Below are 23,763 nucleotides of genomic sequence, written 5' to 3'. Positions count from 1 at the left end.
TTGTCTTTAATTACATGTTAGTGTATAAATCAATTATCTCACCTTCCGCCAGTTGTACAATTGCTTTTTTAACTGCATTTGTTTTACCATGTTGAATACCAGTTTTTGTAAACTTAGTACTTCTATCTGGACGGACATTTATAGTACGAACTTTTTCAACAGAAACTCCATAAGCAGCTTCCACCGCTTTTTTAATTTCTACCTTGTTCGCCTTTGTATTCACTTGAAAAGTATAGCAGTTGTTTAACTCGCTATTTGCTGTCGCTTTTTCTGTGATTATCGGTTTAATTAAGATATTCATTTGTTTCTTATTTACTTAAATTCGTTTCAATTCCTTCTAAAGAACTCTCTAAAAGAACTACTTGATTTGCATTTAAAATCTTGTAAGTGCTTAACTCTGAGTTAATTATCACTTCAGAGCCTTTTAAATTGCGTGACGACAAATATACATTATTATTTGATGCACCCAACACAAACAGTGATTTTTTGTTTTCTAACCCTAAAGCTTTTAAAACTGCAGTGAAATTTTTAGTCTTAGGAGTATCGAAATTTAAATCTTCGATTACTACTATTGACTTCTCACTAGCCTTTATACTTAAAGCTGATTTACGTGCTAAACGCTTCAGGTTTTTATTTAATTTAAAGCTATAGTTTCTTGGTCTTGGACCGAACATACGACCTCCTCCTCTAAAAACTCCAGACTTAATAGATCCAGCTCTTGCTGTACCTGTTCCTTTTTGCTTTTTAATCTTACGTGTACTTCCAGTAATCTCCGCTCTTTCTTTAGCTTTGTGAGTACCTTGTCTTTGGTTTGCTAAGTATTGCTTAACATCCAAATATACAGCATGATTATTAGGTTCAATAGCAAACACATCTTTAGAAAGGTCTACCTTTCTACCTGTGTCTTTTCCGTTAATATCTACAACTGCTACTTTCATTATTTTCTAATAATTACATAAGCGTTTTTATGACCAGGAACACATCCTTTAACCACAAGTAGATTCTTATCAGTAACTACTTTTAAAACTCTTAAATTTTGAACTTTTACTGTGTCTCCACCCATTCTACCTGCCATTTTCATTCCTTTGAATACTCTCGCAGGATATGAAGCAGCACCAATAGAACCAGGAGCTCTTAAACGGTTATGTTGACCATGCGTTGCTTGACCAACTCCACCAAATCCATGACGTTTTACAACCCCTTGAAATCCTTTACCTTTTGAAGTTCCAGCTATATCCACAAACTCACCTTCTGTAAAGTGATCTACTGTTATAGCATCTCCTAATTTGTACTCCGCATCAAAACCTTGAAATTCAACGATTTTACGCTTAACAGAAGTACCCGCTTTTTTAGCATGACCTAAGTCAGCTTTTGTAGCGCTTTTTTCTGTCGCGTCATCGAAACCAAGTTGAATGGCTTCATAACCATCCACTTCTTCAGTTCTGACTTGGGTAACGATACATGGTCCAGCTTCGATTACTGTACATGGAATGTTCTTTCCATTTTCATCAAAGATGCTGGTCATACCGATTTTCTTTCCAATTAACCCAGACATATTATTATTTATTTATTTGTTACTATTTATTAAAAAACAAGGCTGAAAATACGTTTCAGCCTTGAATTGTATTTTTACCGTTTTTCCTTAACCATCGTTAAGGACATGTAAGTTTAAACTTAAACTTTGATCTCTACTTCAACACCACTTGGCAACTCTAATTTCATTAGGGCGTCAATTGTTTTAGAAGATGAAGAGTAAATATCTAATAAACGCTTATAAGAGCTTAATTGAAATTGTTCTCTAGACTTCTTGTTTACGTGTGGTGAACGTAATACAGTGAAAATTTTCTTATGTGTTGGTAATGGAATTGGTCCAGTTACTACAGCACCAGTACTTTTTACTGTTTTTACAATCTTTTCAGCAGACTTATCTACTAAGTTATGATCGTAAGACTTTAATTTTATTCTAATTTTTTGACTCATTTTCTTAACTTTTTAAGATTGTTCTCCTTTAGCAGCAGCGATTACTTCCTCAGATATATTCTTAGGAGTTTCAGCATAGTGTGAAAATTCCATTGTTGATGTTGCACGACCTGAAGATAATGTTCTTAATGTAGTTACATATCCAAACATCTCCGATAATGGTACAGTAGCTTTTACAGTTTTTGCACCATTTCTATCCCCCATATCACTTACTTGTCCTCTTCTTCTATTTAAATCACCTACAATATCACCCATATTTTCTTCTGGAGTGATAACTTCTAGTTTCATGATAGGTTCCATAATTACAGCTTTAGCTGCTTTTGCTACGTTTTTAAAACCTAATTTAGCTGCTAATTCAAAAGATAATTGATCTGAATCGACATCATGATATGAACCATCTTTTAAAGTAATTTTCATAGCATCAACTTCAAAACCTGCTAATGGTCCGTTTACCATTGCTTGTTTAAATCCTTTTTCAATAGAAGGGATAAATTCTTTAGGAACATTACCACCTTTAATTACAGATTCAAACTGTAGTCCAACTTGACCTTCATCTGCTGGTTCAATAGTAAATACGATATCAGCAAATTTTCCACGACCACCAGATTGTTTTTTATAAACTTCTCTATGATCAGCAGAAGCAGTAATTGCTTCTTTATATTCAACCTGAGGTTGCCCTTGATTAACTTCTACTTTAAACTCTCGTTTTAAACGATCTACAATTACATCTAAGTGAAGTTCCCCCATTCCTGAAATAATTGTCTGCCCTGAAGCTTCGTCAGAACGAACTGTAAATGTTGGATCTTCTTCAGCTAATTTAGCTAGTCCCATTCCAAGTTTATCTACATCCGCTTTAGTCTTAGGCTCTACAGCAATACCAATTACTGGATCAGGAAAATCCATAGATTCTAATACAATTGGATGCTCTTGATCTGAAAGTGTATCTCCTGTTTTGATAGATTTAAATCCAACAGCAGCTCCAATATCTCCAGCTTCAATAAAATCAATTGCATTTTGCTTATTTGCATGCATTTGATAAATACGCGAAATACGCTCTTTTTTACCTGAACGGTTATTTAACACATAAGAACCTGCATCTAAACGACCTGAATATGCTCTAAAGAACGCTAAACGTCCTACAAAAGGATCTGTAGCGATTTTAAAAGCTAAAGCAGCGAAAGGCTCCTTTACATCTGGCTTACGTAATTCTTCTTTTTCTGTATCTGGGTTTACACCTACGATACCTTCTTTATCTGTTGGAGAAGGTAAATAACGGCAAACAGCATCTAACAAGAACTGCACTCCTTTATTTTTGAATGCTGAACCACAAATCATAGGAATGATTGCCATATCCATTACAGCAGCTCTAAGTGCAGCATGCACTTCTTCTTCTGTAATAGAATCTTCATCTTCCATGAATTTTTCTAAAAGATTTTCATCATAACTTGCAACTTCTTCAATTAAAAGTGCACGATATTTACGAGCTTCTTCTTTCATATCCTCAGGAATCTCGATAACATCGAAAGTAGCTCCTTGAGTAGCATCATGCCATACAATAGCACGGTTCTTTACTAAATCTATAATACCTTTAAAATCTTCTTCGTCACCAATATTTAAAACGATTGGCACCGCATTAGATTTCAACATATCTTTTACTTGTTGACAAACTCCTAAAAAGTCTGACCCTTGACGGTCCATTTTATTAACGAAACCAATTCTTGGTACTTTATAGTTATCTGCTAATCTCCAGTTAGTTTCAGATTGTGGCTCTACACCATCTACTGCACTAAACAAGAAAACTAAACCGTCTAATACACGTAATGATCTATTTACCTCTACAGTAAAATCTACGTGACCAGGAGTATCAATAATATTAAAATGATATCCTTTTGTCTCCGGTGTTGGTTCTCCGTTTTCTATCGGGAATTTCCATGTACAAGTAGTTGCAGCAGAAGTAATTGTAATACCTCTTTCTTGCTCTTGCTCCATCCAGTCCATTGTTGCAGCACCATCATGCACCTCACCAATTTTATGTGAAACTCCTGTATAATAAAGCACACGTTCAGTTGTTGTTGTTTTACCAGCATCAATATGAGCCGCAATACCTATATTTCTTGTATATTTTAAATCTCTTGCCATTTCTTATTAAAATCTAAAGTGAGAGAATGCTTTATTTGCTTCCGCCATTTTATGCGTATCTGTACGTTTTTTTACAGCTGCTCCTTCCTCTTTAGCTGCCGCTAAAACTTCAGATGCTAAACGTTGCGCCATAGATTTCTCGTTTCTTTTACGAGCATAACTAATTAGCCACTTCATTGCTGTTGATACTTTTCTGTCTGGACGGATCTGCATTGGTATTTGAAATGTAGCACCACCTACTCTACGACTACGTACTTCTACGTGAGGCATAACGTTAGATAAAGCGTCTTTCCAAATCTCTAAACCTGTTTTTTCTTCGTCTGTTTTCTTTTCTTCTACAATTGCTATTGCATCATAAAATACTTTAAAAGCTATAGACTTCTTACCATCCCACATCATCATATTAACGAAACGAGTTACTAACTGGTCGTTAAATTTAGGATCTGGTAAAAGCGGTCTTTTTTTCGCTGCTCTTTTTCTCATGTCTTCTTCTTAAAGTTTAAATTACTTCTTAGGGCGTTTTGCACCATACTTAGATCTACGTTGCGTCCTACCTGCAACACCTGCTGTGTCTAAGGCACCACGAACAATGTGATATCTAACTCCTGGTAAATCTTTTACCCTTCCACCTCTAACCAATACTATCGAGTGCTCTTGTAAATTGTGACCTTCACCGCCAATGTATGCATTAACCTCGTTACCGTTTGTTAAACGAACCCTTGCTACCTTACGCATTGCTGAGTTTGGTTTCTTAGGTGTCGTCGTATAAACACGAGTACACACACCACGTCTTTGTGGACACGAATCTAAAGCAGCCGATTTACTCTTCTTGGTTATTTTGGCTCTTCCTTTTCGTACTAATTGTGAAATTGTTGGCATATATATTATATATAATTTTTTAAATCCTCTTCTTAGAGGGCTGCAAATGTAGGAATTAATTTGAAAAAATCAAACACCAGTACATTAATTTTTCACTAAAATTAAAAATTAGGTTTCAAACTATATTATTACTGTTGTTTTTCCGTTAGATTTACACAATAAAAAAATTGCAATTATTACCGTGTATAAATCATTATTCTTTCTACTTACAATAACTACTTTATTCTATTCGGAAGCAATTAGCCAAAACTTATATTTAAATATTATTGGCGAAACAGATTTGGAAACTTCGGTATTAGACTCTATTTCTTACAAAAAAAGCCATATAGATTTAAATGGAATAACAGACGAACTGGATTCCATTCAAAAAAAACTTTATCAAACAGGCTACATTGAAAATAAATTAAAAGATCTAAAGAAAGAAAATGACTCAACTTACTTAGGGCTTTTTCATTTAAAAAACTTATACAAAGAAATAGATATATATTATAAGGAGGAATTAATCAACAAATCTATTCTTAAACAAATTTCTAATAGTGTATACGAGGATTATTTTGTTTTACCTTTTAACAACATAGAAACTTCTCTTTATTACATAAACTCAAAAATTAGCGATCTAGGTTTTCCGTTTAGTGAACTGAAACTTGAAAACATTACAATAAAAAACAAAACTTCGTTAGAGGCTTCTTTAGTTTTAAAAGAAGTCATACAAAAAAGAAGTGTAGACAAAATTATAGTAAAAGGATATGAAAAGTTCCCCAAGTCCTATTTGAAGCATTATTTAAAATTAAAAAAAGGCATCCTTTTTAATCTTTCAGAAATAAAAAATAAAAACGAAGCTTTAAAAGAATTAAAATTTGCCAATCAAATTAAAGATCCTGAAGCACTTTTCACAAAAGATTCCACTATACTATATTTATATGTAGAAAAATCGAAAAGTAATAACTTTGATGGTTTTTTAGGCTTTGGAACGAATGAGACTACTAACAAGATTGATTTTAATGGATATCTTAATTTAAATTTAAATAACAACCTAAACTCGGGTGAGTCTTTTCAACTAATATATAAAAGCGATGAAAATGAACAGAAAACATTTAACGCAAATCTAAATCTACCATATTTATTTAATTCTCCTATTGGGGCAGAAGTAGGATTGCAAATATTTAAGAAAGACTCCTCCTTTACAACGGTAAACCAAATTGCTAAATTATTTTACCAAATAAATCCACAAGCAAGTATTCATTTTGGTTTAAACAGTACAAATTCTAACAATTTATTAGACGAAGAAAATGCACAACCAGAGATACAAGATTACAACTCCAACATGTATAATGTGAAATTTACATTTAGCAAACTTCAAAACAATGTGCTTTTTAACAGAAACCTCTTACTAGCTTTAGAGTTAGGCAATGGTAAGAGGAGCTACTTAAATACATCTGAAAACCAAACGCAATTTTTTATTGATGCGTTTAAAATTTTCAATCTAAACAATAAAAATAGTGCTTATATAAGAATTAATAGTTCCGGCTTGTTTTCTAACAATTATTTAGAAAATGAATTATTTCGGTTTGGTGGCATTAACTCTATTAGAGGTTTTGAAGAAAACAGCCTCACTGCTTCACTTTACGCACTAGCAAACACAGAATACAGATACCAATTAAGCAGCTCCCTATATATTCATTCTATTATAGACTTCTCCTATTTAGAAAATGACCTAACAAATCAAAGGGAAAAATTATATGGATTTGGATTTGGTTTTGGGTTATTAACTAAAGCTGGTTTGCTAAAATTTAATTATGCAAATGGCAAAAGCGAAAATCAAAAATTCCAGTTTTCTAATTCTAAAATTCACTTAAGCTTAACGGCTATTTTTTAGCATATTATTAGGGTTTGAAGCAGGGTTTTGAAAAAAAAATCAAAATTTTAACCAATTATTATTGTTTTATTAACTTTTTATTATGATTTTTGGCATAGACTAATTCAAATAAAATATAAAATGAAAACAAAGTTTAGTGGAATTTTAACGCTATTACTGGCGTTTGTTGTGCAATTTACGTTTGCACAAGAAAAAACAATTTCAGGAACAGTTTCTGATGAAAACGGGTTGCCTCTTCCAACGGCAACAGTAATTATTCAAGGAACTACTACTGGGACATCAACCGATTTTGATGGTAATTATTCAATTACAGCAAAACAAGGAGATGTTTTAATTTTTAGTTATGTTGGTTACGCAAACCAAACTCAATCTGTAGGAGCTTCCAGTAAAGTGGATGTTTCTTTACAACCTGACAATACTTTAGACGAAGTTGTTGTAACAGCTCTTGGTATTAAGAAGGAAGAGAAAGCAATTGGTTACTCTGTTCAAAAAGTAGACGGTGAAGGTCTTACTGAAGCTAGAGAAGGTAACTTAGTAAATGCACTTTCTGGTAAAGCTGCAGGTATCCAAGTTACAAATAGTTCAGGTAGTGTAGGTGCTTCTTCTAGAATTGTACTTAGAGGTAACTCTACGATTACAGGTAACAACCAACCTTTATTTGTTGTTGATGGTGTGCCATTAGATAACTCATCTTATAGTGGTGCGGGTTCTTCAGGTGGAGCTGATTTACCAAATGGAGCTTCTGACATTAACGCAGATGACATTGAATCTATTTCTGTATTAAAGGGACCAAATGCAGCTGCATTATATGGTGTTCGTGGTGCAAATGGAGTTATTGTTATTACAACAAAATCAGGAAGCAATAAAGATGGTTCTTTTTCTGTTAATATAAATTCAAATGCAACTTTCTCTAATCCTTTAAGATTACCAGATTACCAAAATTCATATGGTCAAGGAGCAGATCCTTACTATTTCGAATTTGTTGATGGTGCTAATGGTGGTGTTAATGATGGTGTTGATGAAAGTTGGGGTCCAGCTTTAGATGCAGGATTAGAATTTATCCAATGGGATTCTCAGTTAAATGGAGGTCAAGCTTTACCATGGGTATCGCATCCAGATAACGTTAAAGACTTTTTTGATACAGGTGTAGCTTTAAGCAACAGTATTACTGTAACATCAGGTGGTCAAAAAGGGTCTATGAGATTTTCTTTAGGTAAATCGGAACAAGATGGTATGGTTCCTTTTACAGAATTAAACAGATTAAATCTAGGTTTTAATGGTAAAATGGATTTAGGAAAAAAATTCCATGCTGGAATGTCTGTAAGTTATATTAATACAGTAAGTGATAATTTACCAATTGGTGGTTATACTAATGAAAACCCAATGCAACAATTTATTTGGTCTGCAAGACAAGTTAATTTTTCAGATTTAAAAGATTGGAGAAATTTACCATTAGCAGCAGCAGGTACAGCAGCAGAAGGAACACCTTTAAGCTGGAATGCAAATTTCCAAAACAATCCTTACTGGGTATTAGAAAACAACAGAAACACTTTTGATAAAAATCGTTTTGTTGGTAATATTTTCTTTACTTATGATTTTAACGATAAATTTTCTGTTACAACAAAATATAGTAGAGATCAATATTCTCAATCTGAAAAAAGAATAAAAGCGCAAGGATCTAACGAAAATCCTGATGGTTATTATGCTGAATTCAAAAGAGATTATGACGAAACTAATATTGAGTTATTATTATCTTATAACACAGATTTATCAGAAAACTTTAGCTTTTCTCTAAACGCAGGTACAAACGGAATGAAAAGAAATTATTCTTCTTTAATTGGTGAAGCTGCTCAATTAGAGTTACCTGGATTATATAACTTATCTAATATTCAAACTGGTGCAACTCCAACTTATTTTAATACAACTAGTAACAGACGTATTAATAGTGTATATGGTTTTGGTTCTATTGGATATAAAGATTATTTATTTGTAGAATTCTCTGGAAGAAATGACTGGGCTTCAGTTTTACCTTCTGATAACAACTCATTCTTCTACCCTTCTGTTTCTTTATCTGCTATTGTATCTGATATGGTAGATTTAGAAGGTGCTAAAATAGATTACCTAAAATTAAGAGGTGGTTGGTCTAAAGTAGGTAGTACTGGTGCATTAACACCATACAGCTTAAACCAAACTTATTCTTTAACAAATAATGCTTTTGGAAATTTAGCATCTACACCTAACACAAGGTTTAATGATGATTTAACTCCTGAATCTGTAACTGGTTTTGAAGCTGGTTTAGACTTAAGAATGTTTAAAAGTAAAATTAAATTTAGTGCAACATATTACGATCAGTTAAGTGAAGACTTAATCTTACCTATTCAATTATCAGCTTCTACAGGGCAAACAAGTGCTTGGAAAAATGCTGGTGAAATGTCTAATAAAGGAATCGAATTATCTTTAGGAGCTTCTATTATTGACAATGATAACTTTAAGTTAGGAGTTGATTTAAACTGGGCTAAAAACAAGAACGAAGTTATCTCTTTAGGAGGACTTGATTCTTATATCCTAGGTGGTCAATGGGGTGCTAGATTAGAAGCTAGAACTGGAGAAGCTTATGGTGTTCTTGTAGGAAGAGATTTTGAAAGAAATGACGATGGACAAGTAATTTATGAAAACGGTTTACCTGTTATAGATCAAGAATATAAAGTATTAGGTGATATCGCTCCAGATTGGACAGGTGGTTTCAGCTTAAATATGGAGTACAAAGGTATTACATTAAGTACTTTAATTGATGCTAAAATTGGTGGAGATTTACATAGTATGTCTTACGCTTGGGGTAGATACGCAGGTGTATTAGAAGAAACTCTTGTAGGAAGAGAAACTGGAATCATTGGTAACGGAGTTATGTCTGACGGTAACGGAGGATATGTAACAAATAATGTTGTTGCTCCTGCTAAAGCTTTTAACCAAAGAGCTTTTGGTAACGGTGTAGAAGAAAGTTCAATTTTCGATGCTTCTTACGTTAAATTAAGATCTGTTTCTTTAGGGTATTCATTACCTGCTAATTTATTGAAGAACACTTTTATTACAAATGCTAGATTTGCAGTTGTAGGTAGAAACTTAGCTTTATTATATTCTAATGTTCCTCATATAGATCCTGAAACTGGTTTCAGTAGTGCTAACGGAGAGCAAGGACAAGAATTTGGTCAAATCCCATCTGCTCGTTCAATAGGCTTTAATGTAAACTTATCATTTTAAAAAAATAAAACATGAAAAATACAAAAATAATTTTTCTTCTATTTTTATCCTTAGTTATTGCTAGCTGTGATAAAGACTTTGAAGAAGTAAATACAGATCCTGATAATGCGACAGAGATTCCTGCACATTTATTATTAGGAAATATAATTAGAGTGAACCAAAACATCATTTATAATGCTCAAATTGGAGGAGATATGGGTGAATGTTGGGCACAACACTGGTCTAAAGTTCAGTATAACGACGAAGCTCGTTATTCTCCTAGACGTGGTAATATAGATGCTTTATGGAATTCTCTATATGCAGATGTATTGAGTGATGCTAAATCAATGTATGAATTAGCAGAAGCTGAAGGTAATTCTAACTTACAAGCAATTTCATTAATTTTACAAGCTAATGCATTTCAATTATTAACAGACTTATATGGTCCTGTACCATTTGCTGAAGCTTTAGATAGTGCAATTGAACAACCAGCTTATAGTACTTCTCAAGAAGTATATGCAGGTATTATTGCAATGTTAAACCAAGCAGATGCTTTATTTGGCTCTGGTGATGTTACTGCCTCTTCTGATTTATTATATGCAGGAGATGTAACTAAATGGGAAAAATTTGGAAACTCTTTAAAGTTTAAAGCTTTAATGCGTTCTAATGGTTCTGCTGCAGAATTACAAGCTCTAGTGACTGAAGGTAAAATGTTTACTTCAAATGCCGACAGTGCTCAAATAATTTATAATGCTATAGCACCGGATGCTAATCCAATTTATGAAACTATTGTAGATGGTAACAGATCTGAATACAAGATTTGTTCTCCAGTTGTAGATATCCTTTCTGGATTAAGCGATTCTAGACTAGCAGTTTATGCAGGTGAAAATGCAGATGGTAACATTGTTGGAAAACCAGCAGGTTACAGTGATTTACCTAACGATGCTTTAGGATATACTTATGGAAACATTAGTCCTTTAGGTGATTTTTATTTAGATCCTACTTTACCTGGTGTAATGCTTTCTCATTCTCAATTAAAATTGTTAATGGCTGAAGCTGCTAATGAAGGTAAAATTGGTGGTGGATTAACTGCTGCTAAAATGTATATGGACGAAGGTATCATTGCTAGTTTCGAATTTAACGGACTTGGAGATGGTGCAACCTATGCAGCTGGAATTAGTTTAACTGGTCAAGCAGATGCTAGACAAAAAATCGCTACACAAGTATGGATTTCTCTATTTGGTCAAGGATTTGAATCATGGACAGAATGGAGAAGAACAGGTGTACCTGCTTTAACACCAGCTGTTGAAGGTGATATCCCAACAATTCCAACACGTTTATATTATCCTACTACTGAAGTTTCATTAAACCAATCAAGTTATGAAGCAGCTACTGCTACATTAAATAATGGTGATGAATTAACTTCTACATTATTCTGGCAATAATCTAAAAAAAAGAAAAAATGAAAAATTTAAAAAACATATTTAAAATATTAACTATTACACTTTTAGTGTTTAGTTGTGATTCGGATGATTCTGAATCTATTACAGCTTCAAGTACAGCTGGATTTTTAGTAGACAACAACGATTCTTCGGGAGTAATTTTAGGTATTCCTGAATCTGGAGCAGACTTAAGTGATGCTAGTATTGATTTTACTGTTACAGACTTAGATTTCGATTTAAAATTAGAATTCGGAACTCTTGAAGGAGTAGAAAAAATTCAAATAGTAAAGACGCATACTTCTGGGGATGCGGTTAGCGACGAGGTTATTGCAGCAGAAACTACAACTTTACCTTTCAATCTAATTTATTCTAGTATTGCTGATTATACTTCTGGCTTAACTTTAGCTTCAGAAAGCATTCGTATTGGTGATGAATTTACTTTTAGAGTAAAATTATTTAAAACAGATGGATCAATTGCTTATTTCAATGATGCATTAGGTACCTTCTCTGTTATTGTTAACTGTGCTTCTGATTTATCTGGTACATACGATGTTACTACTTTAAACAATACTTCTGGTTTTATTAGACCACAAGGAATTGAGCAAATAGTAGAAGTATCTCCTGGATATTATTATGCTGCAACTACTGGAACTTGGGTTTTAGGTGGTTTAGGTGTAGCTCCTGCAGCGACACAAGGTTATAATTTCCAAGATACTTGTAATACTATTACTGTTCCTGAGCAAAAATTAGCTCAAGGATTCTATGGTAATGATGTATTTAGTCATGCTGATGGTATGGTTCAAGCTAATGGAGATATTGTTGCTATTTACACAGTTACTTTTGATGCTGGTAATAATGAGTACACTTCTACATATGTTAAACAGTAAAATAAACAAAATGAATAAAATGAATAAAATACTTAAAAACATTACATTACTTTTATGTACAGGTGTTATTTTTACTGCTTGTGATAGTGATGATAATACAGGAGACTCTATCTTAGAGTTTTCTACTACTCAAGTTACTTTATCTAGTACAATGAATAATACTGTAATCGATGAGTCACTTATAGATCCTGATGCATTACCTGTAGTTACTTTAACTGCAACCATTGCAGAGCCAGTTAATATTTCAGTAAGAGTGCCAATTAAAATAGCAAGTTCAAGTACAGCTGATGCTGATGATTTTACAATGGATGAATTAATTATTCCTGCGTTACAAACATCTGCAACTGTAGATATTGAAATTAACAAAACTGGTGATGCTGAAGGTAATGAAACATTAGTTTTAACTGGTGAAAATGGCCCTAACGTATCTGTATCTTCTTATGAATTAAATGTTGATATAGAGAATGATTTCATTAACGACGTGTTAGATTTAACTTTATCTTGGGATGGTGAATTTGAAAGTGGAGATTTAGCTCTAAGTTCTATTTGCGATGTAGATTACGATTTACTTTTAGCAGATGGTGTTGGTAACCTTCTTGGTTATATTGCTGGAACTGCTGACTGTCCAGAAAGTGGAAGTGTTTCTGGTTTAGCAGATGGATCTTATTTCCTATTAGCTGATTTATATGAGAATCCTCTAAGTGGATTAGGATTTACGGATACTATTCCTTTAACTTTAGATTACTCTCAAGAATTTTTTGGTAGTGGTACACTTACAAATAGTGAGCACACATTAAATTTAGCTGGAGCAACAGATTTTTCATTCTTAACTGCAATGGCAATCATGGAAGTTTCTAATGGTTACAACTATACATTATCTTCTTTATAATATAAAGTAGATTTATTTATAACTTAAAACCACCTCATAGAGGTGGTTTTTTTATTTAAATAAAGAAAGCATACCATATAAAACAATTTCTGTAAGACTAGTTTACCTATTACTAATTAATTGTAAAGGATTACAAAATTAATACAATAATTATTGTAAAATTAGAAGTGTTATATGGTATAAATTAATCGATTACTTCATCATAAAAACTAAAAATATATCTTAAAAAAAACATCATCTGTTGATGTGGATTTTTTATACCTTTACACCAATGGAAAACAGCACACAAATATTTGGTATAAGAGCAGTTATTGAAGCAATAAATGCAGAAAAAGCTATTGATAAAGTTTTTATTCAAAAGGGACTTAAAGGAGAGTTATCGCATGAATTAGAAACTTTAATTAGAAAACAAGGAATAAATACTTCTTATGTACCCGTTGAAAAATTAAACCGATTTACTAAAAACAACCATCAAGGTGTTGTTGCTCAAATTTCACCAATTGCATTTTATGACATTGAAAATCTTGTTCTAAACGTGATAGAATCTGGAAAAACACCACTATTTTTACTTTTAGATCAATTAAGTGATGTACGTAATTTTGGAGCTATAATAAGAACCGCAGAATGTACTGGAGTTGATGGGATAATTATTCAAAAAAGTGGAAGTGCTCCTGTAAATGGAGATACCATTAAAACTAGTGCTGGAGCAGTATTTAAGATTCCTATTTGTAAAGTAGATCATATTAAAGATGCTATGTTTTATTTACAAGCTTCGGGCATAAAAGTAATTGCAGCTACAGAAAAAACCGAGAATACTATATTCGATGTTTCTTTTAAAGAACCTTGCGCTATAATAATGGGAAGCGAAGGTCGTGGTATTAATCCTTCCGTTTTAAAATTAGCAGATGCTAAAGCAAAACTTCCATTACTTGGTGAAATTGAATCTTTAAATGTTTCGGTTGCTTGTGGCGCTTTTTTATATGAAGCTATTAGACAACGTTTATAAATTAGGAAAACTACTCTTTGTTTTCTTTAAAGGTATAATTAATCTGTAGTGTTGTTTCCGTATTAGATACATCGGTATTAGATTGCCCTTCTGCTTCTATTTCATTTTCTATGGATGCTACAAAGTTTCCATTTTCATCAAAATGCTTTAAAAAAGCATCTTCTTCTTCCTTAAAATCTTTTTGCTCCCAAGCATATTTTTTAGGTTTTGCTATTTCTTTCCTAAAAGCAACAGCAAAAACGAAACCGGTTACTAAACCAGACAAATGTCCTTCCCAAGAGATGCCTTCTTCTATTGGCATAGTATACCAAACCATACTTCCGTAAAGAAAGATAACCAATAATGAAAGTGCAATTAATCTAAAATGTTTGGCTAAGATTCCTTTAAAAAAAGTAAAACTAACTAAAACATAAATGAGTCCGCTAGCACCAATATGATAAGAAGGTCTTCCAATACACCAAGTTAAGAACCCCGAAATTAAAATACCATAAATCAAAACTTTCCAAGCAATTGGTCTATAGAAATAAAACAGTGCTGTAGATAATATAAATAACGGAATGGTATTAGAATACAAATGTTTTATTCCGGAATGAATAAATGGGCTAAATAACACGCCTTGCAATCCAGAGAATCTTTTAGGGTAAATACCATGACTATTTAAATTTACATGGAAACGTATTTCAAACCAAAAGACAATCCAAAGCAATAAAACAAATGCGATTGGATACCCCAAAACTCCGGTTGTAAATTTAAATTGATCTTGCATATTTTAAAGATAGCAATTTACTATCCATTTTGTTATAGAATGATAAATTGTCATATTGCTATTAAAATTTAAATAGAATATAATTAAAGACTTGACAAGAATGTATTAATTTTACAATTATGAATGAACCATTAGCAGAACGTTTAAGGCCAAAATCTTTAGAAGACTATATTAGTCAATCCCATTTAATTGGAGAAAATGGTACGTTAACCAAACAAATAAAGCTTGGCTTGATACCTTCATTAATTCTTTGGGGACCACCAGGAATTGGAAAAACAACTCTTGCTAACATTATTGCTAATGAATCTGGAAGACCTTTTTATACCTTGAGCGCAATAAACTCTGGTGTTAAAGAGGTACGAGAAGTTATTGAAAAAGCGAAACAAAGTGGTGGATTATTCACTACAAAAAACCCCATTTTATTTATTGACGAAATCCATAGGTTTAGCAAATCGCAACAAGATTCCTTATTACAAGCTGTAGAAAAAGGATGGATAACATTAATTGGAGCAACCACAGAAAATCCTAGTTTTGAAGTTATATCTGCGCTTTTGTCACGCTGTCAAGTTTATATTTTAAAAGCATTTGATAAAAACGATTTAGAAACACTTTTAAAGCGTGCAATAGATAAAGATGAATACATTTCTAAAAAAAACATAACACTTAAGGAAACAGATGCGCTATTGAAGCTATCAGGAGGTGATGCAAGAAAACTATTGAATATTTTCGAATTACTTGTAAATGCAGAAGAAAGCGACAAAATTATAATTACTAACGACAGTGTTTTAGAAAAAGTACAAAACAATACCGTACGTTACGATAAAACAGGAGAACAACACTATGATATTATTTCGGCATTTATTAAATCTATTCGAGGTAGTGATCCTAATGGGGCTGTTTATTGGTTAGCGAGAATGATTGAAGGTGGTGAAGATGTAAAATTTATTGCTAGACGATTATTAATTGCTGCCAGTGAAGATATTGGAAATGCAAATCCGACAGCATTAGTTATAGCTAATAATACATTTCAGGCTGTTACTACTATTGGCTATCCAGAATCTAGAATTATTTTAAGCCAATGCGCAACGTATTTAGCTTGCTCTCCTAAAAGTAATGCTGCATATCAAGCTATTGGTAAAGCACAACAATTAGTTAGAGAAACTGGTGATTTGTCTGTGCCTTTAGAAATAAGAAATGCACCAACCAAATTAATGAAAGAATTAGGTTATGGAGACAATTATAAATATGCACATAACTACGAGAATAATTTCACGAAACAAGAGTTCTTACCTGACGAAATTAAAAACACAAAACTATATGATCCTAGTAATAACGCTAGAGAAAATGCACATAGAGAGTTTTTAAAACAACGATGGAAAGATAAATATGGCTATTAGTTGTTAGTATATCTAGAACTTAATATTTAGTTTTTTTGTTTTAAGCGTATTGTTTTCATAATACTCTATAATCCAATTGTTATCTAATACATAGAGTATAGTCTCTTTACCTTCCACAACGTAAACATTAGGCATTCCTGTTTTTCTAATTTTGTAAACTACATTTGGAGTACTATCTACTAATTGAAAACCAGTCGCAATTTTTTGGGCATATAAAATAGTTGAATTTTCCTTTTCTTGTTCTACAGATTTAACTAATGCTATGCTTTCTTTTTCTTCGGATTTCGCTTGAACAACTTCTTTTACTTTTTTAACTTCTTTTACTTCTTTTACTTCTTCTATTTCTTTAGGCGCTTCTATTACAGCTACTTTTTCTTCTTTTAAAGTTTTAATTTCTTCTTTTAATTTTTCAATTTCAGATTGATTTTGTTCTTTATCCTTTTTAGCATACGCCAAAATAGTTTCACTTTCTTCGTATTGATACTTAAAAGTATCAAAAGATTTAAATGCCTCTCGCAAAGCTAAATTGTAAGCAACATCGTAACTTTTCTCTTTAGACTTACCAATATTACTAGTAAAAACAATATTATTCTTACAGTCTTTAAGTTGTATTTTTAATTTAGAATTAAAAACGCCAGGTTCTCTTAATACATTAGCATGTAATGCAAGACAGTTATTTGAAATCGCATCATCTGGTAATATATCTTCTTCCATCATACTTGTAAAACCATACTTTTGAAATAGAAGTTTAGTAAGTGTATTTAAACGGTATTGGTCTGGTTCTTTTAAAAAATCGAATGTATTTGGAATAATCACATATTTGTAATTGTTAATATTAGTTTGCGCTTTTACATTATTAAATGTAAATACTGAAATTATTAATAATAAGATGATTTTATTTTTCATTGTTTTTAAATATATAATTAAATCCCAATTGCAAAGATACACTTTGTGCTTTTGCTAGGTTTTGATATTTTAATAAATTATCTGCAGCAACGTAAAAATGTAATCCGCTAATATTTGCAGAAAGTGCTAATCCTAAATTAGTATATGAATAGGAATCAAGAGTATAACTAGCTTTAACTCCAAAGTTAGAAAAGAGGTTTCTGTAATAGAATGCTGTTAATGCTGTTTGTGGTTTTTTAGGTCTTTGCATTAAAAATAAATGGGCTCCTACTCTATTTTGGTAATCTTCTTCTACTTGTAAACAGTTACATTCTTGATTGTTTTTTTTACCAAATGCATATTGTAAGGCAGCATTAAACTTTATGGGTCTTGCTGTTTTGTATTTCGTATAAGTAGTATCTACTTGAAATAAGTCTTCGAAATCTGTTGCTACTGCATCCCAATATTCTTCGGCTGTTTGTCCTTCTTCCGATTCTTGAAATAACGGATTTATACCTTCGTAAGTTAAGTTTCCATCTAAATTAAAATTCTCAACATCTTTTTTATAACTTATAAAACCAATGTCCTGTATGCTTGCTTCTAAAGTCCATTGTTCTGTTAGTTTATAAGTAAAACCAATATCAACTCCTACTCCTAAATTACCTCCAAAAAAGGCTCTACTTATAAGTGTTTTCATATCCTGACTAATATCTGAATTTTCGTCATCTAAAAAACTCTTCAAACCTGCAGTTTGTAATTCTAAATCTAAAATAAAATCGTGATTTAAAAAATTACTTTCTACTTCTGTAGTTACAAAAGTGCCTTTATTATTAATGGATTTAACATCTAATATGCTAGAATAAATTTTTCCTCGAACACCATAAGTAAACTTATTATTTACTTTTTTATTATATCCTAAATGAAAGACAGTAAGTAACTCTGCACTTACATTTAAATCGCTTAAATCGAAAACTCTATTAATATTATCGTGGTTTCCTTCATAAGCTAAAATAGCATAATCTTTAGGGAAATATATAAATGCATTTGTTTCTTGATACATTCCAAAAGAAAGGTACTTGTTTTTTATAAATCCATTACCAAACGCAAAACCACCTGAAAACAAATCATATTGCTGGTTTAAGGCAAAATAATCTGTTTCTTTCATTGCGTAAATAGTGCTTTTTAATTTTGTATTAAAATCGGTACCATCATCTGCAAAAACATCGTAAATGCTTAGTCCTGTCATACCAAAATTTGCATGTATATGTGACAAGAAAGGGATACCAATATACCAATCATTAGTTATTTGTCCTCCAGGATTTAATTGAAGACTTTGCGGAATTTCAGAAAAGCCATAAAGTAGCTGTTTGTTTTGTGCAAAACCGACAAAACACATCGATAAAAATAAAAGCAAACTTATTTTTTTCATGTAGAGGGATCAATAAGTAGATAAAAGGTAGCTTTAGATTTAAATTTAAGCATTCCTAATGTATTTTCATCTAAAACGGAGCCATCTGCACTTGGTAATAAAGTTAGTGTAATTAATAGTTTTGTAGTTTGTTTTAAGGCTTGTAAGGATTCATTTTCAAAAACTTCAAGATGCTCAACAAGTATTTCTTGGTTTGTTGGCGAAGTATCTACCGAAATAGTAAAACTTTGTTGTACTACATCTACATCGTCTAAAAATGCTATTTGTGCTTGATAAGCTCTATTAATGCTATTAGTTACTTCAAATAAAAATGTCGCTTTTATTAAATTATCTACAGTAAATGGATCGTTAAAGACCTCGATAGTAACAGAATCACGAACAATGGTTTGCTCTACTCCATTTTCGTCTATAAAAGAACTTGCAGGTTCTTCAAAGTAAATTATACTAGTATCTAAAGTTGGTGAAATTGCGAAGTCTTCAGCTTGTGTAAAATCAACATCGCTTACACAATTGGAAAGAAAGACTCCAACTACACAAAAAAAACAAAGGGTTTTTACTCTAATTTTTAGCATCTATTAATTTCTTTTAAACAAGAACGATACTAAATTTAAGATATTTTATTTAGAAATAGCTTTTTAATTCTGTTAAGCTATCCACTTTTTTTATTTTTGAATCTAAAGAAACCTTATGATAATTAAAACAAATAGCGTCTATACCATAATGTAAAGCGCCAAGAATATCTGCTTCATAATTATCGCCAATCATAATACTTTGTTGCTTGGTTGTATTAGCTAATTGCAATGCATGCTTAAATATTTTAGGATTTGGTTTTTTTACACCAACCATTTCACTGTTTGTTACCGTTTTAAAGTAACTATCAATTTTTGCTTTTTCTAATTTAAGCTGTTGTACTTCATGAAAACCATTAGTAATAATATGCAAGTTATATTTTGGTTTTAGATATTCTAGAAGATCTATAGTGCCTTCAAACAAGTGATTAAAACTAGAGAGATGGGTGATGTAATCTTTCGATAACTGATGAATTAATTCTTGATTTACAGAAATATTAAGCGCTTGAAAAGTATCGTTAAGTCTAGCAAATCGTAAAGATTCTTTATCTATTTTTTCGTCTCTATAAAGTTTCCAATAGTTTAAATTTATTGGTTCATAGAGTTTTAAAAAATGAGAAACATTTACATCGACTTTATTTATTTTGAAGATTTTATAAAAAGTTAAACCAGAGTTTTTATCAAAATCCCAAAGGGTATGATCTAAATCGAAAAAGATATCTGTAATTTTTTTATGCATCGTTTGGCGATTCTATAATAATATTAAAAAGTTCTTTAAACCCTTTCCATCTATCCATATCACTAAAAGTATAATTATGAAAAATAGGCACAAAACAACCGTTTACTTGCTTAATTTCTTTAATAATTTGGTTTAACACTCTCTTTTTATCTAAAAGAGAATTGTTTTTTAGCAAAGCATAATCTAATAAATTATACGGGTACACTTTTAATGGTGTTTGTACTTCGTAATCTAAATCGTAAAAGAAAAAAGGAGTACATGTTCCTGCTCTAAACCCAATATGGTTTACAAATCCCATGGTATAATCTTCTGGCACTTCAAGTTCTACTAAATTTCTATAGGATTCTGGAAGGTTTAATTTTGAAAATGAATTTCGTGAAGCTAATAACGATGTATTTATTACTGCTTCCATTTTATCCTTTTCTTTTTTTAGTATTTTAAAATTTGATATAGCAAAAAAGGATGCCTTTAAGCCAACAATACTATAATCGGAAACTTGTTTAATGAGCGAAACAAACTTTGTTTTATTTACATTGATATTCTTATCGTAAGTAGAATAGTCTCCAATTAAAAAGAAAAAAACAAATTTAAAATCCGATTGTTTCTGTTTGTTTAAAATATATTTAAAAGTATCAAACGGATCTCTCTTTAACCCAAATAAAACCGAAAATCTAACATATAAGCTCTTAAATTTAAAAGTCACTAATTCATTAAGTGTTCCTCCTATGCTTCGCATTAAACCTTTTTGTTTAAATCTAAATGCTTCCGGAATATCAATAACAGGTTTTACTTGATATTTTTTGGTTTCAAATTCAAAATCTGGATAATTTTCTTGGAGTATACTTTTAAACTTATATGCCCAAACATCTACAATTGGTTGTTTTAAAAAGCCATGTTTATATGCGATACTCTCTTCTGGAGTAAAACGACCATAGGCATCTTTTACATGTGGTAAATACTCTTCGTATCTAGAAAGTAAGTAAAAGGATGCTGCAAAAATATCGTAGGGCAAAACACTTTTTTCTCCTGTAGAAAAAAAACCTTTTGTGTTTTCCCAATCTTGTATATTAATATCTACATCGTTTAAACCTTGTTCAAACAACAACTCATTACTTCGTATAAATATCTCGTGACTTAATGGCTGTTTTGTGTACGATATTTTTAAACTATCGTGTGCAATAAACTCTTCGATTGTAGTTGTAAATGTAACAGGAAGCCCCAAAATTCTAGTACAAATATGTTTAAAAACATACTTTACTCTTGGTGTAATTTTATGTGTATATACTAATAACATAGGCTCTCGAAAATTCCAAAAAATAAAAATAACAAATTCCAACTGCAATTGGTATAAACCAAGAAATGTTTCTGTTTAATTTTTTGGAATCTAACTTTTTACTTTTAGAATTTCACATGTTATAACATGCTTTCATCTGCAAAGCTAAAATATGCTTTTTCGGTTATAATAAGATGGTCTAGTACTTTAATATCTAAACTTTGAGCTGCTGTTTTTAGTTTATTGGTAAGTTGTATATCGGCATTACTAGGTTTTAAAGTTCCTGAAGGATGATTATGAGCTAAGATAATTCCCGTTGCACCAACTTCTAAAGCTGCTTTTAATGCTAATCGCACGTCGACTAAAGTTCCAGTGATTCCGCCTTTACTTAATTGATTTTTCTGAATGACCTTATTCGAATTGTTTAAATATACAATCCAAAATTCTTCGTGAGGTAATTCGCCAATAACAGGTTGCATCAACTCGAAAACCGAAATACTAGAATTAATTTTCATTTTATGCAAAGCTTCACCTCCTCTTCTCCTTCTTCCTATCTCTAAAGCTGCTGTAATACTTATGGCTTTTGCTTCTCCTATTCCTTTAAATTGCTGCAATTGTTGAAGCGATAATTTACCTAGTTCACTTAAATTGTTATCTACACTAGCCAAAATACGTTTGCATAAAGCAACGGCACTTTCTTCTCTATTGCCAGAACCAATTATAATCGCAACTAATTCGGCATCACTTAATATTGCTTTACCTTTATCTCGAAGTTTTTCTCTTGGCTGATCGTCTTGACTCCAATTTTTTATGGAAAAGGAAGTGGATTTATTAGACATATTGCTTGCTAATTGTTACTTTTATAGATATTAAATATAGAGAATATTTTCGATAACCACTTGTTAACAACTTACCATTTCATTGAAATATCCACCAAAACACCATCAAGAAAATAACAAACTTCGTATTATAGAAGTAATAAAAACCTATCCTCTGGCTACTGTTATTTCTATAAGAGACAACCAACCTTATATTACACATTTGCCATTAATTTACAGGGAATCTGATGGTAAATTGATTGGACATATTGATATTTACAATCCGCAAACCAAATTACTAAAAGCGAATAACGAGGTTACTATTATTTTTTCAGGGCCAGATTGTTATATTTCGCCAAGTATTTATACTACAACACAATTACCAACGTATAATTACATAAAAGTACACATTAAAGGAACTGTTAAAGCTATTGAAAGTAAAGAAGCTTTAAAAAATTCTTTAATCCATATGACAGAATTTCTTGAAGCTCCAAAGCATAAATACAAACTTAAAGCAGACAACCCTAGAATGGAAGCTGCTCTAGATTATATTAAAATGTTTGAAATTAGTATAGATACTTTTGAAGGTAAATTTAAACTCTCACAAGACAAAAAAACGATAGATACTGCTAACGCTAAAGCGGAATTGATTCGCGCTAATCAAGAGAGTATTCAAATGTTTTTGGAGAGCGTTTTTAGTTAATAATATGATATGACTCTAAACGTCTTTCCTGAAAATGCTGTGTAGAAGAAAGAAATGTCGCAGTATTTAAAACCAACCCGATACCTTCTGCATAGTAATAATGGGAAATACCAGGATATAAATTACCATCTTCATCTCTTGCATATAATTCCATATCTAATGCATCAAATACTCCAGCATTTGTAGTAAGATCTTGCATATCTTCAGCCAATCTTAAATACTGAAAAATAGGATCGTTCAAGTTTCCAATTAATCTTTCTTCATGATCTTCTCTAAGAAAAATAATGATATTACTATCGTCGACTAAATTTTCAGCATCCACTCTAAAATATCTAAAGGATTCTCCATTTGCTGGATAATATGGGGAATTAAGATCGTTTCCTGTTGTGAAATATCGAAATTTAAAATAAGTTTCGCCTTCAATTTCTTCTGTGGAAACAATAGAAACATTATCTACAATAGTACTAGCTTCAAAACTGTTATTAGAAGTATTAAAATCATAGTATCGATATTCCCAAGAATTACCCACAGTTAAAGCAAAAAAGTTAGCTTCTACTTGTGAACTACCAGTATTATCATCATCAGAATTACACGAAAAGAAAAGGGCAAAAAAGCATACAGTTAATAGAATACGTTTCATAATTAATTGGTTTTGGTTTGGATTTGTATTGATTAAATTAAAACGTAATACTGCTATATAAGCTTCTGGTTTAGTTGGTTTACAAGACCATAACGCAACTATTTACTCTTTAGTATATTAGTATAAAAACACGGGATTATACGGATTCTCTTTATGGAATAAAAATGTAATTTAGCAACACAATCTTTTAACTATCAACCTGTTAAAAC

General features: G+C 31.6%; 23 protein-coding genes. 8 read left to right on the top strand and 15 right to left on the bottom strand.

The window, feature by feature from the left end; genetic code table 11:
* Window positions 1-10 precede the first annotated feature (10 nt).
* The 7 genes from rplW to rpsL all read right to left on the bottom strand — a co-directional run bounded on the left by rplW (window position 11) and on the right by rpsL (window position 4,998).
* Complete coding sequence (gene rplW / locus ACVC3Y_RS05175; RefSeq protein WP_055442882.1) at window positions 11-301, bottom strand: 50S ribosomal protein L23; 291 nt, start codon at window positions 299-301, stop codon at window positions 11-13.
* 7 nt (window positions 302-308) lie between these two features.
* Window positions 309-938: a 50S ribosomal protein L4 gene (gene rplD / locus ACVC3Y_RS05170; RefSeq protein ID WP_303425504.1), complete on the bottom strand. Its 630-nt coding sequence runs from the start codon at window positions 936-938 to the stop codon at window positions 309-311.
* A complete protein-coding gene (gene rplC / locus ACVC3Y_RS05165) occupies window positions 938-1,555 on the bottom strand; it encodes a 50S ribosomal protein L3 (RefSeq protein WP_303425502.1) in 618 nt (205 codons plus the stop codon). The genes rplD and rplC overlap by 1 nt, the downstream gene beginning before the upstream one ends.
* Before the next feature lie 119 nt (window positions 1,556-1,674).
* Window positions 1,675-1,980, bottom strand: a complete 306-nt coding sequence (gene rpsJ / locus ACVC3Y_RS05160) for a 30S ribosomal protein S10 (protein WP_010181931.1) — start codon at window positions 1,978-1,980, stop codon at window positions 1,675-1,677.
* Window positions 1,981-1,992: 12 nt separating this feature from the next.
* Window positions 1,993-4,119 carry an elongation factor G gene (gene fusA / locus ACVC3Y_RS05155; protein ID WP_452226306.1) on the bottom strand — a complete coding sequence of 709 codons (2,127 nt, stop codon included), beginning with the start codon at window positions 4,117-4,119 and terminating at the stop codon, window positions 1,993-1,995.
* Window positions 4,120-4,125: 6 nt separating this feature from the next.
* Complete coding sequence (rpsG, locus tag ACVC3Y_RS05150) at window positions 4,126-4,602, bottom strand: 30S ribosomal protein S7 (RefSeq protein ID WP_303425496.1); 477 nt, start codon at window positions 4,600-4,602, stop codon at window positions 4,126-4,128.
* 21 nt (window positions 4,603-4,623) lie between these two features.
* Window positions 4,624-4,998 (bottom strand): 30S ribosomal protein S12, encoded by a 375-nt coding sequence (gene rpsL, locus ACVC3Y_RS05145; protein WP_008269190.1) that lies wholly within the window; start codon window positions 4,996-4,998, stop codon window positions 4,624-4,626.
* Between the two features lie 181 nt (window positions 4,999-5,179).
* Between rpsL and ACVC3Y_RS05140 the strand changes: the two genes are divergently transcribed.
* From ACVC3Y_RS05140 to rlmB, 6 genes are all read left to right on the top strand, one after another.
* Window positions 5,180-6,874, top strand: a complete 1,695-nt coding sequence (locus ACVC3Y_RS05140; RefSeq protein WP_452226305.1) for a POTRA domain-containing protein — start codon at window positions 5,180-5,182, stop codon at window positions 6,872-6,874.
* A 120-nt stretch (window positions 6,875-6,994) separates the two neighbouring features.
* On the top strand, window positions 6,995-10,132 hold the full coding sequence (locus tag ACVC3Y_RS05135) for a SusC/RagA family TonB-linked outer membrane protein (RefSeq protein ID WP_303425491.1): 3,138 nt from the start codon (window positions 6,995-6,997) through the stop codon (window positions 10,130-10,132).
* Window positions 10,133-10,143: 11 nt separating this feature from the next.
* Window positions 10,144-11,556, top strand: a complete 1,413-nt coding sequence (locus ACVC3Y_RS05130) for a SusD/RagB family nutrient-binding outer membrane lipoprotein (RefSeq protein ID WP_452226304.1) — start codon at window positions 10,144-10,146, stop codon at window positions 11,554-11,556.
* 17 nt (window positions 11,557-11,573) lie between these two features.
* A complete protein-coding gene (locus tag ACVC3Y_RS05125; RefSeq protein WP_303425487.1) occupies window positions 11,574-12,440 on the top strand; it encodes a hypothetical protein in 867 nt (288 codons plus the stop codon).
* Window positions 12,409-13,329 carry a hypothetical protein gene (locus ACVC3Y_RS05120; RefSeq protein ID WP_452226303.1) on the top strand — a complete coding sequence of 307 codons (921 nt, stop codon included), beginning with the start codon at window positions 12,409-12,411 and terminating at the stop codon, window positions 13,327-13,329. The genes ACVC3Y_RS05125 and ACVC3Y_RS05120 overlap by 32 nt, the downstream gene beginning before the upstream one ends.
* A 271-nt stretch (window positions 13,330-13,600) precedes the next feature.
* Window positions 13,601-14,335: a 23S rRNA (guanosine(2251)-2'-O)-methyltransferase RlmB gene (gene rlmB, locus ACVC3Y_RS05115; RefSeq protein ID WP_303425631.1), complete on the top strand. Its 735-nt coding sequence runs from the start codon at window positions 13,601-13,603 to the stop codon at window positions 14,333-14,335.
* Between the two features lie 10 nt (window positions 14,336-14,345).
* Here the strand turns inward: rlmB and ACVC3Y_RS05110 are convergent, their stop codons facing one another.
* Complete coding sequence (locus tag ACVC3Y_RS05110) at window positions 14,346-15,101, bottom strand: rhomboid family intramembrane serine protease (RefSeq protein WP_303425483.1); 756 nt, start codon at window positions 15,099-15,101, stop codon at window positions 14,346-14,348.
* Window positions 15,102-15,220: 119 nt separating this feature from the next.
* Here ACVC3Y_RS05110 and ACVC3Y_RS05105 point away from each other — a divergent pair, with 119 nt between their 5' ends.
* Window positions 15,221-16,498, top strand: a complete 1,278-nt coding sequence (locus tag ACVC3Y_RS05105) for a replication-associated recombination protein A (protein ID WP_303425480.1) — start codon at window positions 15,221-15,223, stop codon at window positions 16,496-16,498.
* Between the two features lie 12 nt (window positions 16,499-16,510).
* Here the strand turns inward: ACVC3Y_RS05105 and ACVC3Y_RS05100 are convergent, their stop codons facing one another.
* The 6 genes from ACVC3Y_RS05100 to radC form a co-directional block, all read right to left on the bottom strand.
* Complete coding sequence (locus ACVC3Y_RS05100; RefSeq protein WP_452226302.1) at window positions 16,511-17,404, bottom strand: hypothetical protein; 894 nt, start codon at window positions 17,402-17,404, stop codon at window positions 16,511-16,513.
* Complete coding sequence (locus ACVC3Y_RS05095) at window positions 17,394-18,812, bottom strand: DUF5723 family protein (RefSeq protein ID WP_452226301.1); 1,419 nt, start codon at window positions 18,810-18,812, stop codon at window positions 17,394-17,396. Before ACVC3Y_RS05095 ends, ACVC3Y_RS05100 begins: the two co-directional genes overlap by 11 nt.
* A complete protein-coding gene (locus ACVC3Y_RS05090; protein ID WP_452226300.1) occupies window positions 18,809-19,384 on the bottom strand; it encodes a hypothetical protein in 576 nt (191 codons plus the stop codon). The genes ACVC3Y_RS05095 and ACVC3Y_RS05090 overlap by 4 nt, the downstream gene beginning before the upstream one ends.
* Window positions 19,385-19,433: 49 nt before the next feature.
* Window positions 19,434-20,120: a YjjG family noncanonical pyrimidine nucleotidase gene (locus ACVC3Y_RS05085; RefSeq protein WP_303425468.1), complete on the bottom strand. Its 687-nt coding sequence runs from the start codon at window positions 20,118-20,120 to the stop codon at window positions 19,434-19,436.
* Complete coding sequence (locus ACVC3Y_RS05080) at window positions 20,113-21,414, bottom strand: polysaccharide deacetylase family protein (RefSeq protein WP_303425466.1); 1,302 nt, start codon at window positions 21,412-21,414, stop codon at window positions 20,113-20,115. The genes ACVC3Y_RS05085 and ACVC3Y_RS05080 overlap by 8 nt, the downstream gene beginning before the upstream one ends.
* Window positions 21,415-21,533: 119 nt before the next feature.
* Window positions 21,534-22,232 (bottom strand): RadC family protein, encoded by a 699-nt coding sequence (radC, locus tag ACVC3Y_RS05075; RefSeq protein ID WP_303425463.1) that lies wholly within the window; start codon window positions 22,230-22,232, stop codon window positions 21,534-21,536.
* Between the two features lie 82 nt (window positions 22,233-22,314).
* Here radC and ACVC3Y_RS05070 point away from each other — a divergent pair, with 82 nt between their 5' ends.
* On the top strand, window positions 22,315-22,914 hold the full coding sequence (locus ACVC3Y_RS05070) for an FMN-binding negative transcriptional regulator (protein WP_303425460.1): 600 nt from the start codon (window positions 22,315-22,317) through the stop codon (window positions 22,912-22,914).
* On the opposite strand, the gene ACVC3Y_RS05065 is transcribed toward ACVC3Y_RS05070, so the two are convergent.
* On the bottom strand, window positions 22,907-23,554 hold the full coding sequence (locus ACVC3Y_RS05065) for a hypothetical protein (protein WP_452226299.1): 648 nt from the start codon (window positions 23,552-23,554) through the stop codon (window positions 22,907-22,909). The two genes, ACVC3Y_RS05070 and ACVC3Y_RS05065, sit on opposite strands and share 8 nt — an antisense overlap.
* Window positions 23,555-23,763: the final 209 nt, after the last annotated feature.

It is taken from the genome of Lacinutrix cladophorae (assembly GCF_053604645.1).
Note: the sequence above shows the minus strand (reverse complement) of the source record. Positions and strands in the feature narration are given on the sequence as shown.

Excerpts from the sequence above, each read along its gene's own strand:
- rplW (WP_055442882.1), bottom strand. The coding sequence starts at position 301 with ATGAATATCTTAATTAAACCGATAATCACAGAAAAAGCGACAGCAAAT.
- rplD (WP_303425504.1), bottom strand. The coding sequence starts at position 938 with ATGAAAGTAGCAGTTGTAGATATTAACGGAAAAGACACAGGTAGAAAG.
- rplC (WP_303425502.1), bottom strand. The coding sequence starts at position 1,555 with ATGTCTGGGTTAATTGGAAAGAAAATCGGTATGACCAGCATCTTTGAT.
- rpsJ (WP_010181931.1), bottom strand. The coding sequence starts at position 1,980 with ATGAGTCAAAAAATTAGAATAAAATTAAAGTCTTACGATCATAACTTA.
- fusA (WP_452226306.1), bottom strand. The coding sequence starts at position 4,119 with ATGGCAAGAGATTTAAAATATACAAGAAATATAGGTATTGCGGCTCAT.
- rpsG (WP_303425496.1), bottom strand. The coding sequence starts at position 4,602 with ATGAGAAAAAGAGCAGCGAAAAAAAGACCGCTTTTACCAGATCCTAAA.
- rpsL (WP_008269190.1), bottom strand. The coding sequence starts at position 4,998 with ATGCCAACAATTTCACAATTAGTACGAAAAGGAAGAGCCAAAATAACC.
- ACVC3Y_RS05135 (WP_303425491.1), top strand. The coding sequence starts at position 6,995 with ATGAAAACAAAGTTTAGTGGAATTTTAACGCTATTACTGGCGTTTGTT.
- ACVC3Y_RS05130 (WP_452226304.1), top strand. The coding sequence starts at position 10,144 with ATGAAAAATACAAAAATAATTTTTCTTCTATTTTTATCCTTAGTTATT.
- ACVC3Y_RS05125 (WP_303425487.1), top strand. The coding sequence starts at position 11,574 with ATGAAAAATTTAAAAAACATATTTAAAATATTAACTATTACACTTTTA.
- ACVC3Y_RS05120 (WP_452226303.1), top strand. The coding sequence starts at position 12,409 with ATGAGTACACTTCTACATATGTTAAACAGTAAAATAAACAAAATGAAT.
- rlmB (WP_303425631.1), top strand. The coding sequence starts at position 13,601 with ATGGAAAACAGCACACAAATATTTGGTATAAGAGCAGTTATTGAAGCA.
- ACVC3Y_RS05110 (WP_303425483.1), bottom strand. The coding sequence starts at position 15,101 with ATGCAAGATCAATTTAAATTTACAACCGGAGTTTTGGGGTATCCAATC.
- ACVC3Y_RS05105 (WP_303425480.1), top strand. The coding sequence starts at position 15,221 with ATGAATGAACCATTAGCAGAACGTTTAAGGCCAAAATCTTTAGAAGAC.
- ACVC3Y_RS05100 (WP_452226302.1), bottom strand. The coding sequence starts at position 17,404 with ATGAAAAATAAAATCATCTTATTATTAATAATTTCAGTATTTACATTT.
- ACVC3Y_RS05095 (WP_452226301.1), bottom strand. The coding sequence starts at position 18,812 with ATGAAAAAAATAAGTTTGCTTTTATTTTTATCGATGTGTTTTGTCGGT.
- ACVC3Y_RS05090 (WP_452226300.1), bottom strand. The coding sequence starts at position 19,384 with ATGCTAAAAATTAGAGTAAAAACCCTTTGTTTTTTTTGTGTAGTTGGA.
- ACVC3Y_RS05085 (WP_303425468.1), bottom strand. The coding sequence starts at position 20,120 with ATGCATAAAAAAATTACAGATATCTTTTTCGATTTAGATCATACCCTT.
- ACVC3Y_RS05080 (WP_303425466.1), bottom strand. The coding sequence starts at position 21,414 with ATGTTATTAGTATATACACATAAAATTACACCAAGAGTAAAGTATGTT.
- radC (WP_303425463.1), bottom strand. The coding sequence starts at position 22,232 with ATGTCTAATAAATCCACTTCCTTTTCCATAAAAAATTGGAGTCAAGAC.
- ACVC3Y_RS05065 (WP_452226299.1), bottom strand. The coding sequence starts at position 23,554 with ATGAAACGTATTCTATTAACTGTATGCTTTTTTGCCCTTTTCTTTTCG.